Source organism: Paraburkholderia lebeckiae (assembly GCF_050436325.1).
Classification (GTDB): Bacteria; Pseudomonadota; Gammaproteobacteria; order Burkholderiales; family Burkholderiaceae; genus Paraburkholderia; species Paraburkholderia tuberum.
In genome coordinates this window covers 3,749,900-3,763,387 of sequence record NZ_JBNDLZ010000003.1, presented here as the reverse complement: position 1 = coordinate 3,763,387, position 13,488 = coordinate 3,749,900, and the positions used below count along the sequence as shown (strand labels likewise).

The window sequence follows — 13,488 nt, the reverse complement described above, 5'->3', positions numbered from 1 at the left end:
TCACTCTTTTCGACCAGGACAGCCAATGCGAGAACTGCCGACGCCCACCCTGCCCTTCGCCTCGCTTTTCGAACCGCGCCGTCTGCCGCGTGCCGAGGAAACGGTCACCGCGCAGCATCGCCTGCAAGTGTCGTGGGCGCGTACCGACGAAGAGCTGCGTGAAGCGCAGCGTCTACGCTATCGCGTCTTCGCCGACGAAATGGGCGCACGCCTCAGCGGCCCCGCGGGGCTCGACGTCGATGCCTTCGATTCGTACTGCGACCATTTGCTGGTACGCGATCTCGACACCTTGAAAGTAGTCGGCACGTATCGCGCTCTGCCGCCGCATCAGGCCGCGCGCATCGGCCGTCTATATGCGGAAAGCGAGTTCGACGTGTCGCGTCTCACTCATCTGCGCGCGAAGATGGTCGAGGTCGGCCGCTCGTGCGTGCATTCCGACTATCGCAGCGGCTCGGTGATCATGTCGCTGTGGGCTGGGCTCGCCGCATACATGAAGCACAACGGCTACGAGACGATGCTCGGCTGCGCGAGCGTCGCGATGGCCGACGGCGGCCACTATGCGGCGAACCTGTACTGCTCGCTGCGCGACAACGCGCTGACCGCGCCCGAATATCGCGCGTTCCCGCATACGCCGCTGCCGGTCGACGAACTGCAGACGGGTGCCGCCGTCGCGCCGCCGCCGCTCGTGAAGGGCTACTTGCGTCTCGGCGCGAAGATTTGCGGCGCACCTGCGTGGGATCCCGACTTCAATACCGCGGATTTCCTGACGCTGTTCCGTCTGTCCGATATCAACGCGCGCTATGCGCGGCACTTCCTCGGCGACGCGTTGCCGCGATAAGCTGCACCGAGATACGAAAAAGCCCTGCATTTGCAGGGCTTTTTTTGTTCATGCACACGCCGCGAATCGACGCGTGCGTCGAATCGCATCGCGTCAATCGTCCGTATAAACGACACGGTACGGAATCCCGACTTTCTCCCACTCCGCAGCCTCCTGGATCAGGCTGTAATCCGTCAACGGATTGTTGGCGACCCACACGTTCGGCAAACGCACCTCATAGCCGCCGTTCGCCTGAGCAACCGTGATGCCCGGCAGGCCGACGTCCGCGCGTCGACGGCACAGCAACGCCGCGAGCCGCAGACAGAACAGCAGCGGCCATTCGACGTCGCGCGTCTGCGACAGCTTGCCGAGCTTGCCCGCGTGGCCGAGCACGAGCGCGGCGAGGCGCGCCTGGTCGGTACGCGAAAAGCCCGGCATGTCGGCATTGCTTGCGATATAAGCCGAGTGTTTGTGATACGCGCTATGCGAGATCGACAGCCCGATTTCGTGCAGCGACGCCGCCCAGCCGATGAACATGCGGTTTTCCGCGCGGCGTTCCTCGTCCGGTTCGACGAACTGGTCGTAGAAGCTCGTCGACAGATCGCCGATGCGCCCCGCCTGCGGGCGATCGACGCCATAGCGGCGCATGAAGCCCTCGACCGTCACCGTACGCATGTCCTCGTGCTGCGAACGGCCGAGCAGGTCGTACATGACGCCGAGGCGCAGCGCGCCGTCGGTGGTGTCGACATAGTCGACGCCCAGTTCGTCGAACACCGCGATCATGATCGACAGCCCGCCCGCGAGCACCGGCACGCGGTCGCTCTTCAGCGCAATCAGTTTCAGCCGGTTGACGTTTTCGGCCTTGATCAGCGCGCGCTTGAGCCGCTCGAGGCCGCCGCGCGAAATGCCGTGCGTGACGCCCGCATCGTTGAAATTGTTCGCCTCGACCAGTTCGGCGAGCGCGCGCGCGGTGCCCGACGAGCCGATCGCCTGCTCCCAGCCGGTCTTCTTGTATTCGGCGGAAATGATCTGGATTTCGCGGCGCGCGGCGAGCTCGGCCTGGCGCATCGTGTACTCGTCGACGTTGCCGGCCGGGAAAAACGCGCGGCTATGGCTCACGCAGCCGATATACAAGCTCTCCATCATGATCGGCGTGTAGTGCGAGCCGATGATGAATTCCGTCGAGCCACCGCCGATATCGACGACGAGCCGCTTGCCCGCGCTCGCCGGCACCGAGTGCGCGGCGCCCGCATAAATCAGGCGCGCTTCCTCGCGACCGGCGATCACTTCGATCGGAAAACCGAGCGCGGCCTGCGCTTCGCCGAGAAATTCGCCCGCATTCTTCGCGATGCGCAGCGTATTGGTCGCGACCGCGCGCACGTGGTCCGGATGAAAATCGCGCAACCGCTCGCCGAAGCGCTTCAGCGCATCCCAGCCACGCACCTGCGACGCGCGATCGAGCATCTTGTCGCTCGATAGCCCGGCCGCGAGCCGCACCGGCTCGCGCAAGGCGTCCACCTGATAGATCTGGCTGCCCGCGTCGGTTTCCTCGACCCGGCCCACGATTAGCCGGAAGCTGTTCGAACCGAGATCGACGGCGGCGAGGAGATGAGGAATATTGACCATCGGGTAAGCGTACTCCATGCGCGCGAGCGCGGCGGATGCGGCCGAGGGCGTGGCGGCGGACTCCGGCAGCGCCACGCGCCTGCCCGGCGCCTTCGGCGCATGATGCGAGTCGCGGCCGGCCGCACTGTTCAAAGACGCCATTCTAAGCGTAGCAGCCTTCACGGTGTCACCTCGCGGCGCAGGGAGTTCGGTATCGTCGCATAGGTAGCGCGTCATATTGACGACAGACGACGATTGCGGCATAAAATCTTAAGAACATCACCGATGTCATCAGGACGTCACCAAACCGTGAGAATTTCCGAGCGTCTTTCTGTCTCCATTTCAGACATTTCAATCTCGCCGCCGATGTCCGTCCGCTATCCCTTATTGAATCGCGAGCTGGGCATTCTGGGTTTCAACGAGCGTGTGCTGGCGCAAGCCGCCGATCCCGCCGTCCCCCTGCTCGAACGTCTCCGCTTTATCTGCATCACCAGCAGCAACCTCGACGAATTCTTCGAAGTCCGCATGGCCGGGCTTCAGGAACAGATGGGCGACAACCCCGGCGCATTGTCGCCCGACGGCATGTCGCTGCTTCACATGTACGACCTCGTGGTCGAACGTGCGCAGAAGCTCGTGCATCGCCAGTACACGATGCTGCACGACACGGTGCTCACCGCGCTCGAACAGGAAGGCATCTATTTTCACGGCAACGAAGCCTGGAGCGACGCGCAGACCGAATGGGCGCGCAACTACTTCTTCAACGAACTGCTGCCGGTGCTCACGCCGATCGGTCTCGACCCCGCGCATCCGTTTCCGCGCGTGCTGAACAAGAGCCTGAACTTCGTCGTCGAGCTCGAGGGCAAGGACGCGTTCGGTCGTCAGGCGATGATGGGCATCGTGCAGGCGCCGCGCGCGCTGCCGCGACTCGTGCGCATGCCGCAGGAGCTGTCGGGTTATCCGCATGGCTTCGTGCTGCTGAGCTCGCTGCTCCAACACTTTGTCGGCGAGCTGTTTCCGAATCTCGTCGTGCGCAGCTGCAATCAGTTTCGCATCACGCGCAATAGCGAGCTGTTCGTCGACGAAGACGAAATCACCAATCTGCGCGTCGCGTTGCAGGGCGAACTGCCGGCGCGGCATCTGGGCAATGCGGTGCGGCTCGAAGTGTCGGCGGAAACGCCCACGCATGTGGTGCGGCGCCTGCTCGACGAAAGCGGTCTGTCGAACAAGGACTGCTACTACGTGAACGGCCCCGTCAATCTGGTGCGGCTGATGCAGCTGCCCGAGATGGTCGACCGGCCGGATCTGAAGTTCGTGCCGCACATTCCGTCGACGCCGAGGCAGATCGCCAACAGCGCGAGCATGTTCGACGTGATCGATCAGGGCGACGTGCTGCTGCATCATCCGTACGAGAGCTTCCAGCCGGTGCTCGAGCTGCTGTTGCAGGCGGCCAAGGACCCGAACGTGGTCGCGATCAAGCAGACCATCTATCGGACCGGCACCGACTCGCCGCTGATGGATGCGCTGATGCAGGCCGCGCGCAACGGCAAGGAAGTCACGGTGGTCGTCGAGCTGCTCGCGCGCTTCGACGAGGAAACCAACATCAACTGGGCCTCGCAGCTCGAGGCGGTCGGCGCGCACGTGGTCTACGGCGTAGTCGGCCACAAGTGCCACGCGAAGATGATGCTGATCGTGCGACGCGTGTCGGCGGGCGGCAAGGCGATCCTGAAGCGCTATGTGCACCTCGGCACGGGCAACTATCACCCGCGCACCGCGCGCCTCTATACCGATTTCGGTCTGATGACCGCCGATCAGAAGATCTGCGAGGACGTGCACCATGTGTTCCAGCAGCTCACCGGCATCGGCGGCGAGCTGAAGCTGCACGAGCTGTGGCAGTCGCCGTTCACGCTGCATCCTAAGCTCGTCGACGCGATCCGCCAGGAAGCCGAGCATGCGCGCGCGGGCAAAAAGGCGCGCATCGTCGCGAAGATGAACGCGCTGCTCGAGCCGACGGTGATCGCCGAGCTGTACGAAGCATCGCAGGCCGGCGTGAAGATCGATCTGATCGTGCGCGGCGTGTGCTCGCTGCAGCCGGGCGTGCAAGGGCTCTCCGAGAACATCACGGTGCGCTCGATCGTCGGGCGCTTTCTCGAACACCATCGCATCTACTACTTCTACGACGGCGGCAAGGAGCAGGTTTATCTGTCGAGCGCCGACTGGATGGATCGCAATCTGTTCCGGCGCGTCGAAGTCGCATTCCCGGTCAACAACCGGCGGCTGAAGCGGCGCGTGATCGCGGAAGGGCTGTCGGCGTTTCTCGGCGACAACCAGTCGGCCTGGTTGATGCAGAGCGACGGTCACTATCGCCGGCGCCGGCCGGGCAAGGCGTCGCGCAATGCGCAGATGAGCCTGCTCGGCAAGTTCTGTTCGTAGTCGCCCGCGTTTCAGTCGACTGCCGCGTTCAAACCTGTGCGGTTTGAACGTGCGCCGTCCGATACACCGGAAAGCGCACCGTGAACGTGCTGCCGCGCCCTTCTTCGCTCTTTACGTCGAGTTGCGCATCGTGCCGTTGCAGTACGTGCTTGACGATCGCGAGACCGAGCCCGGTGCCGCCCGTATCGCGCGAACGGCTGCGATCGACGCGATAGAAGCGCTCGGTGAGCCGCGGGATATCGGCGGCCGGAATGCCGAGGCCGCTATCGGTGACCGAGAACACCGCATGGCCACCCTGCGCACGCCAGTTAACCTTGATCGAGCCGCCGTCCGGCGTGTAGCGGATCGCGTTCGTCACCAGATTGCCGAATGCGCTGAAAATCTCGGTTTCGACGCCGGTGACGGTCAGCGCTTCGTCGGCATCGAAGACGATCTTGTGATGATCGCTGGACAGGCTCTGCGCGTCGTCGCGCAGATGCCGCAACACCGCGCGCATGTCGATCATCTGATCGCTCGGCGGCTTGTTGTCGCCTTCGAGCCTCGCTAGCACGAGCAGATCGCTGACGATATGACGCATGCGCGACGCCTGCTGCTCCATCAGCTCGAGATAACGCGCGCGCTCGGCTTCGCCCAACGGCAGCTCGCGCATCGTCTCGAGAAAGCCGGACAACACGGTGAGCGGTGTTTTCAATTCGTGCGACACGTTGGCGACGAAGTCACGCCGCATCGCATCGGTGCGCTCGAGTTCGGTGATGTCCTGCGACAGCACGAGCTTGCGATTGTCGCCGTAAGGAAACACCTGCACCGACAGCACGTTCTGGCGCTTGTCGCCCATGCCGCGCATGATCAGCATTTCCTCGTACCGATGCGAATTCAGATAGCGGACGAAATCCGGATGACGCACCAGATGCGTAATGTGCTGACGCAGATCGCGCTTCGCATCGAGCCCAAAGTGGCTTTCGGAAATCGCGTTGCACCACTCGATCTGATCATGATCGTCGAGCATCGCGACACCGTTAGGCGACGCCTGGATCGCCTGGATGAAACGCGAATGCTGCTGCTCGACCTGGCGCACCTGGGCGTGCCAGCGCTTCGCGAGCTTGTGCAGACGATAGTAGATTTCGCCCCAGATGCCGGGGGCGCTCGGCACTTCGCCATACACCGGCGCGTCGAGCAGACGCCACAGACGCTGCTTGTGGAAAGTACTGAAGACGCTCTGTCCGAGCAGCAGGACGATGGCGAGAGCGAGCCCTGCCTTGACGTTCACCAGTGCGCCGACCACCGCGCACAGAACAGCAAGCAGCACGACCGACACGATGGAGCGCGCCCAGATGATGTTCATGGTCTAGCGATCGAAGAGAAAATACAGCGCAGGAGGGAGGTACGGCGGCACAGCGCCATGCAATGCAGCGCGCCGCCGATGGCTATCAGGCGCTCTTCGCCAGCCGGTAACCGCTGCCGCGTACCGTTTCAATCATAGCATCGCACCCTGCCGGCTTGAGCGCCGCGCGCAGACGCTTGATATGCACGTCGACGGTCCGCTCTTCGACGAACACGTGATCGCCCCACACCTGATCGAGCAGTTGCGTGCGGCTGTGCACCCGCTCCGGGTGAGTCATGAAGAAGTGCAGCAGACGGAATTCGGTCGGGCCGAGATCGAGCTTGATCTCGCTGCCTTCCGCATGCGCGGCGACGCGGTGCGTGGCCGGATCGAGCTTCAGGCCGTTGATCGCGACCACGTCCTCGGTCAGCTGCGGCGCGCGGCGGCGCAGCACCGCCTTGATGCGCGCCATCAGCTCCTTCGGCGAGAACGGCTTCGTCACGTAGTCGTCGGCGCCGATCTCGAGGCCGAGCACCTTGTCCTGCTCGTCGCCTCGCGCGGTCAGCATGATGATCGGGATATGCTTCGTGCGCTCGTTGTTGCGCAGATCGCGCGCGAACGAAATACCCGATTTGCCCGGCAACATCCAGTCGAGCAGCACGAGATCGGGCAGCACGTCGCTGATCAGGTTGTGCGCCTGCTCCGCGTTGTACGCGCGAATCGGGCAGTGCCCGGCGTGTTGAAGATTGACCGAAATCAGTTCGGAAATGGCGGGCTCATCTTCAATGACGAGAATGCTGCTGGGCATCGGCACCTCTGTTCCTTATCTCTGGATTAGCTGAGCGCTTCGCGTTCGAGCGCGTCGCGCGATTGGTGCCGCACGTCGGTACCCTTGACGATGTAGATGATGAATTCCGCGATGTTCTTCGCGTGGTCGCCGATCCGCTCGATCGCCTTGGCGATGAACAGGAAGTCGAGGCCCACCGAAATCGAACGCGGATCTTCGGTCATATACGAAATCAGCTTGCGCACGAACGCGCGGAATTCCTCGTCGATCGCCTTGTCGTCGCGTACGATCTGCGCGGCGGCGACCGTGTCCAGACGCGCGAACGCATCCAGCGCACGGCGCAGGATCGACACGGCCATTTCGCCGGACAGCTTGATCTCGGCGATGTTGATGGTGCGCGACGCGCCGTCTTCCATCAGACGCTTGGTACGCTTCGCGATCTTTTCGGCTTCGTCGCCGGCGCGCTCGAGGTTCGTGATCGTCTTCGAGATCGCGATCAGCAGGCGCAGATCGCGCGCGGCCGGCTGACGGCGCGCGATGATGTTGCTGCACTCCTCGTCGATATCGACTTCCATCTTGTTCAGACGGTCTTCGGCGGCGATCACCTGCTCCGCGATGTTGAGGTCGAATTCGTTGAGCGCCTGCATCGCGTTGACGATCTGCGATTCGACGAGGCCGCCCATTTCTAGCACCTTCGACGAAACGAGGTTGAGGTCGGCGTCGAACTGGCTGGACAGATGTTTATCGGACATGTCGTACTCCGTTGTATTGCCCGGCGGATCAGCCGAAGCGGCCAGTGATGTAGTCCTCGGTTTCCTTGCGGACCGGCTTGATGAAGATCTTTTCGGTGTCGCCGAATTCGATCAGTTCACCGAGGTACATATAGGCAGTGTAGTCCGAACAGCGGGCCGCCTGCTGCATGTTGTGCGTGACGATCACCACCGTGTAGTCGCTCTTGAGTTCAGCGATCAGCTCTTCGATGCGGCCCGTCGAGATCGGGTCGAGCGCCGAGCACGGCTCGTCGAGCAGCAGCACTTCCGGGCGAATCGCAATGCCGCGCGCGATGCACAGACGCTGCTGCTGGCCGCCCGACAAACCGTAGCCACTCTGGCCGAGCTTGTCCTTCACCTCGTTCCACAGCGCCGCCTTGGTCAGCGCCCATTCGACGCGGTCGTCCATTTCCGAGCGCGACAACTTCTCGAACATCTTCACGCCGAAAGCGATGTTGTCGTAGATCGACATCGGGAACGGCGTCGGCTTCTGGAACACCATGCCGATGCGCGCGCGCAGCAGCGAAATGTCCTGGCGCGTGGTCAGCAGGTTTTCGCCGTCCATCACGATCTCGCCTTCCGCGCGCTGCTCCGGATAAAGCGCGTACATCTTGTTGAAGGTACGCAGCAGCGTGGACTTGCCGCAGCCGGACGGGCCGATGAACGCGGTCACCTTGCCTTCGGGAATCTCCAGATTGATGTTCTTCAGCGCGTGATACTTGCCGTAGAAGAAGTTGAGGTCCTTGACCTCGATCTTCGGACGCGACGGCGTTTGTGCGTGAGCGCTGCTTTCGGGGTCGGAGCCCGCGGGCGCGGCTGCGTGCCCGATCGGATTGAGTTGGGTTTCTGCCATGTTCATCGGATTCACTCCGCCCTTACTTGTTCGAGAAGATCGTGCGCGCGAGAATGTTCAGTCCCAGCACCGCGAGCGTGATCAGAAAGACGCCGGCCCACGCGAGCGATTGCCACTGCGCGAACGGGCTCATCGCAAACTTGTAGATCGTGACCGGCAGGTTCGCGACCGGCTGGCCCATATCGACCGAGAAGAACTGGTTCGACAACGCGGTGAAGAGGAGCGGCGCGGTTTCGCCGGCAATCCGCGCGACACCGAGCAGCACACCGGTGACGATGCCCGCGATCGACGCCTTCAGCGTGATCGACAGCACCATCTTCCACTTCGGCGTGCCGAGCGCGAACGCGGCTTCACGCATCGCGCTCGGCACGAGTTTCAGCATGTTTTCGGTCGTGCGGATCACGATCGGAATCTGCAGCAACGCGAGGGAGAGCACGCCGGCCCAGCCGCTGAAGTGGCCCATCTTCGCGACGACGAGCGCGTAGACGAACAGACCGATCACGATCGACGGCGCCGACAGCAGGATGTCGTTGATGAAGCGCGTGAGGTTCGCGAGCCAGCCCTTCTGGCCGTATTCGGCGAGATAGACGCCCGCCATGATGCCGATCGGCGTGCCGACGAACGTTGCGAGCCCTACCAGCATCACGCTGCCGACGATCGCGTTGGCGAGACCGCCGCCATCGGTGTTCGGCGGCGGCGTCGACTGCGTGAACAGGTCGACCGACAGACCGCCGATACCAAGACGCAGCGTCGTATAGAGAATCCACACGAGCCACAGCAGGCCGAACGCCATCGCCGCGAGCGACAGCGTCAGCGCAAGCGCGTTGGTCATGCGACGGCGTCCTTGCAGACGCACGCGCATCCTTTCGAGCGTCGCGGCGTCCTTCAGACCTGGCATGTTCAGGGACGGCCCGCTCATTTCGCGCCCTCCCCTTTCTCGAGACGCAGCAGCATGATTTTCGAAATCGCCAGCACGATGAATGTAATCACGAACAGGATCAGGCCGAGTTCCATCAGCGCCGACGTATGCAGGCCCGGGTCCGCTTCCGCGAACTCGTTGGCGAGCGCCGACGTGATGCTGTTGCCCGGCGAAAACAGCGAAATATTGTCGAGCAGATTGGTGTTGCCGATCACGAACGTGACCGCCATCGTCTCACCCAGCGCGCGGCCGAGACCGAGCATGACGCCGCCGATCACACCGCTCTTCGTGAACGGCAGCACGATCTTCCACATCACTTCCCACGTCGTGCAGCCGATACCGTACGCCGATTCCTTCAGCAGCACCGGCGTGACTTCGAACACGTCGCGCATCACCGCTGCGATGTACGGGATGATCATGATCGCAAGGATCACGCCCGCGCACAGAATGCCGATCCCGATCGGCGGACCGGCGAACAGCGCGCCGACGATAGGAATACTGCCGAGCACCGCGCCTAGCGGCTTCTGGAACCACACCGCGAAGATCGGGGCGAACACGAGCAGACCCCACATGCCGTACACGATCGACGGAATCGCGGCGAGCAGCTCGATCGCGATGCCGAGCGGCCGGCGCAGCCACGCGGGCGACAATTCGGTCAGAAACAGCGCGATACCGAAGCTGACGGGCACCGCGATAAGGAGAGCGATGATCGACGTCGCGAGGGTGCCGTAGATCGGCACGAGCGCGCCAAATTGTTTGCTGGGTGGATCCCACACCGCCGTCCACAGGAACGCGAGACCGAACTCGCGAATCGACGGCATCGAGGCGATGATCAGCGACACGATGATGCCGCCGAGCAGCAGCAGCGTGACGATGGCGGAAAGGCGTGCGAGGCCGCCGAAGATCACATCGCCCGAGCGGCCAGGCGCTTTCTGCTGCGACGCGCTGCCAGGCGGAGTGGCCCGGCTCGTGCCGGACGCATAATCAATATCGGACATGAGAGCCTGAGGGACCTGTTTCCAGTTGCCGGACGACACATGTCGGGCGGTCGGTGATACATGCGGCGCATGCCGCGTGAAAGTCGCCGGCCGTCCTCGCACGAGGACGGCCGGGGTGCTACAGGGCGCGGCCCAGATCGACCGCGCCAGCTTACCCTGTTACTCGGCGAGCGTCTTGCCTGCCGAATCCTTGACCTTCTGCTTCCACTGCGTGCGGATTTCCGAGACGACCGACTGCGGCAGCGAGATGTAGTCCAGATCGTTCGCAGCCTGGCCGCCGTTCTTGAACGCCCAGTCGAAGAACTTCAGCGTTTCCGCGCCTTGCGGTGCCTTGTCCTGCGTCGTGTGCAGCAGCACGAACGTCGCGCCGACGATCGGCCATGCGTTCTTGCCCGGCTCGTTCGTCAGGATCTGGTAGAACGACTTCGACCAGTCGGCGCCAGCAGCCGCTGCCTTGAACGTGTCGGTCTCCGGCTGAACCACCGCGCCGGATTCGTTCTTCATCGCGACATAGTTCATGTGGTTCTGCTTGGCGTACGCCCATTCGACGTAACCGATCGCGCCCGGCAGACGCTGCACGAAAGCCGCGACGCCGTCGTTGCCCTTGCCACCCGTGCCGGTCGGCCAGCTGACCGTCGCACCTTCACCGACCTTCGTCTTCCATTCCGGGTTGACCTTCGACAGGTAGTTCGTCCAGATGAAGCTGGTGCCCGAACCGTCGGCGCGGCGCACCACGGCGATGTCCAGATCCGGCAGCTTGACCTTCGGGTTCAGCGCGACGATTGCCGGGTCGTTCCACTTCTTGATCTTGCCCAGGTAGATGTCGCCGAGCACTTCACCCGACAGCACCAGTTCGCCCGGCTTCACGCCCGGCACGTTGACTGCCGGCACCACGCCGCCGACCACCGTCGGGAACTGGAACAGGCCTGCCTTCGCGAGTTCGTCGTCCTTCAGCGGAGCGTCCGACCCTGCGAAATCGACGGTCTTCGCCTCGATCTGCTTGATGCCGCCTGACGAACCGATGCCTTGGTAGTTAACCTTGCCGCCGCCGGTCTTCTGATAAGCGTCGGCCCACTTCGTGTAAATCGGTGCCGCGAACGTGCTGCCCGCGCCGGTGATGTCTGCGGCTTGCGCTGCGATTGCGAAGAGCGCGCCAGCGACGCCAGCGAACACGGTTTGCATCAATTTCATGAGACCTCCAGGTGGGTGTGAGCGTGTGGTGTGAGCGTGAAACTCGAACACCGCGAAGCTTAGGGTCTCTTTATGACAAAAACGTGACTGATAATGAATCAGATGTGACAGTAATATTACCCGGTGAAAGGTGCCAAAGCCGCCGAATTGCCGCTGTGCCGATGCCCGTTGCATCGAATTTTTCAAGGTAGACGAAAAAGATGGGGCGCGAACGTTTGCGCTTCGGGCGGAGGTCGGTTTTGTGCGGGGTGTGCCGTCCTTTTGGCGACTGCGGAGTTGGGATTCGATGGGGTGAGGAATGAGCCTTCGTCGGGTGTGAAAGCCCGCCCACCCAGTTTATGGAGTCCGCTGAATCTTCTGCTTGCGACGCTCAGACAGGCGGCAAGCGGCCGCCACCGCCCGCCGCCCTCGGGAATCGATCAGGCCGTCGCTACCCGCACGGCTTCGGCAATCGCTTCAGAATGCTCGAGCGCGTCCGCGAAGTTCTGCGCCTCCACCATCACGCGCAGTACCGGCTCGGTGCCCGACGCGCGGATCAGTACGCGACCGCGGCCGTCGAGCGCGCCTTCGGCCACCTTGATCGCGCTGCGGATCGTCTCGCTGCCCTTCCAGTCTGCACCGGGCTTCATGCGCACGTTGATCAGCTTCTGCGGGAACAGGGTGACACCGTCGAGCAGATCCGCGAGCGATTTGCCGCTGCGCTGCATCGCCGCCAGCACGAGCAGAGCGGACACGATGCCGTCGCCGGTCGAATGGCGATCGAGTGACAGAATGTGGCCCGAACCTTCGGCGCCGAGCTGCCAGCCGTGCTCGCGAAGCTGTTCGAGCACATAGCGGTCGCCGACCGCGGCGCGCACGAACTTGACGCCGGCATTCTGCAGTGCGACCTCCACGGCCATGTTGGTCATCAGCGTGCCGACCGCTCCTTCCACGTGGCCGGCGGTCGCGATACGGTCCTTGACCAGCACGTACAACAGCTCGTCGCCGTTGAAAAGGCGGCCGGACTCGTCGACGACCTGCAGACGATCGGCATCGCCATCGAGCGCGATACCGAGGTCCGCGTGGTTCGCGCGCACCGCGCGAACCAGCGCATCCGGCGCGGTCGCGCCGACGCCGTCGTTGATATTGAAGCCGTTCGGCGAGACGCCGATCGGGATCACTTCCGCGCCGAGCTCATGGAACACGTGCGGCGCGACGTCGTACGCGGCACCATGCGCGCAATCGACGACGAGCTTCATGCCGCGCAGGTCGTACGCGGCCGGGAACGTGCTCTTGCAGAACTCGATGTAGCGGCCAGCTGCGTCATCGAGACGGCGCGCTTTGCCCAGTTGCTCGGAGGCCGCGCACGCGAGCGGCAGCTCGAGCTGCTCCTCGATCTGCGCCTCGACGTCGTCCGGCAGCTTGTTGCCGTCGGCCGAGAAGAACTTGATGCCGTTGTCGTAGTACGGGTTGTGCGATGCGCTGATCACGACACCGGCGGCAAGCCGCAGTGCGCGCGTGAGATAGGCGATGCCGGGCGTCGGCATCGGGCCGGCCAGCATCACGTCGACGCCGGCCGCCGAGAAGCCCGATTCGAGCGCGGCTTCGAGCATGTAGCCCGACACTCGCGTGTCTTTGCCGATCAGCACGGTCGGACGGGTGCCTGTTTTCGCCCATTGATCGGCGCCCGCGAGCACCTTGCCGGCCGCATAGCCGAGCCGCAACACGAATTCCGGCGTGATCGGGCCTTCGCCGACCTTGCCTCGAATGCCGTCCGTTCCGAAGTAACGACGTGCCATCTTTGTTCTCCCTGTCCGT

At 63.3% G+C, this 13,488-nt stretch carries 11 protein-coding genes; 2 read left to right on the top strand and 9 right to left on the bottom strand.

From position 1 onward, the window contains the following. Positions 1 to 25 precede the first annotated feature (25 nt). The gene (locus tag OKW44_RS35415) at positions 26 to 838 is read left to right on the top strand and encodes a GNAT family N-acetyltransferase (RefSeq protein WP_018421228.1); all 813 of its coding nucleotides are present in this window, start codon (positions 26 to 28) and stop codon (positions 836 to 838) included. Between the two features lie 93 nt (positions 839 to 931). Here the strand turns inward: OKW44_RS35415 and ppx are convergent, their stop codons facing one another. After that, complete coding sequence (gene ppx, locus OKW44_RS35410) at positions 932 to 2,584, bottom strand: exopolyphosphatase (RefSeq protein WP_018421229.1); 1,653 nt, start codon at positions 2,582 to 2,584, stop codon at positions 932 to 934. A 204-nt stretch (positions 2,585 to 2,788) separates the two neighbouring features. On the opposite strand from ppx, the gene ppk1 reads away from it, so the two are divergent. Then, positions 2,789 to 4,852: a polyphosphate kinase 1 gene (gene ppk1, locus OKW44_RS35405; RefSeq protein ID WP_018421230.1), complete on the top strand. Its 2,064-nt coding sequence runs from the start codon at positions 2,789 to 2,791 to the stop codon at positions 4,850 to 4,852. Between the two features lie 28 nt (positions 4,853 to 4,880). Here the strand turns inward: ppk1 and phoR are convergent, their stop codons facing one another. The 8 genes from phoR to glmM all read right to left on the bottom strand — a co-directional run bounded on the left by phoR (position 4,881) and on the right by glmM (position 13,469). Beyond that, entirely contained in the window at positions 4,881 to 6,194 is a 1,314-nt protein-coding gene (gene phoR / locus OKW44_RS35400; protein ID WP_018421231.1) for a phosphate regulon sensor histidine kinase PhoR, read from the bottom strand. Positions 6,195 to 6,279: 85 nt separating this feature from the next. Beyond that, the gene (gene phoB, locus OKW44_RS35395; protein WP_008922879.1) at positions 6,280 to 6,981 is read right to left on the bottom strand and encodes a phosphate regulon transcriptional regulator PhoB; all 702 of its coding nucleotides are present in this window, start codon (positions 6,979 to 6,981) and stop codon (positions 6,280 to 6,282) included. A 26-nt stretch (positions 6,982 to 7,007) separates the two neighbouring features. Then, positions 7,008 to 7,712 (bottom strand): phosphate signaling complex protein PhoU, encoded by a 705-nt coding sequence (gene phoU, locus OKW44_RS35390; RefSeq protein ID WP_018421232.1) that lies wholly within the window; start codon positions 7,710 to 7,712, stop codon positions 7,008 to 7,010. A 28-nt stretch (positions 7,713 to 7,740) separates the two neighbouring features. Further along, positions 7,741 to 8,583, bottom strand: coding sequence for a phosphate ABC transporter ATP-binding protein PstB (gene pstB / locus OKW44_RS35385; protein WP_409259166.1), 843 nt, complete (start codon positions 8,581 to 8,583; stop codon positions 7,741 to 7,743). A gap of 22 nt (positions 8,584 to 8,605) precedes the next feature. Next, on the bottom strand, positions 8,606 to 9,502 hold the full coding sequence (gene pstA / locus OKW44_RS35380; RefSeq protein WP_026225943.1) for a phosphate ABC transporter permease PstA: 897 nt from the start codon (positions 9,500 to 9,502) through the stop codon (positions 8,606 to 8,608). Then, the gene (gene pstC, locus OKW44_RS35375; protein WP_018421235.1) at positions 9,499 to 10,500 is read right to left on the bottom strand and encodes a phosphate ABC transporter permease PstC; all 1,002 of its coding nucleotides are present in this window, start codon (positions 10,498 to 10,500) and stop codon (positions 9,499 to 9,501) included. Before pstC ends, pstA begins: the two co-directional genes overlap by 4 nt. A gap of 159 nt (positions 10,501 to 10,659) precedes the next feature. After that, positions 10,660 to 11,691, bottom strand: a complete 1,032-nt coding sequence (gene pstS, locus OKW44_RS35370) for a phosphate ABC transporter substrate-binding protein PstS (RefSeq protein ID WP_018421236.1) — start codon at positions 11,689 to 11,691, stop codon at positions 10,660 to 10,662. Positions 11,692 to 12,110: 419 nt separating this feature from the next. Continuing rightward, positions 12,111 to 13,469: a phosphoglucosamine mutase gene (glmM, locus tag OKW44_RS35365; RefSeq protein WP_018421237.1), complete on the bottom strand. Its 1,359-nt coding sequence runs from the start codon at positions 13,467 to 13,469 to the stop codon at positions 12,111 to 12,113. Positions 13,470 to 13,488 lie beyond the last annotated feature (19 nt).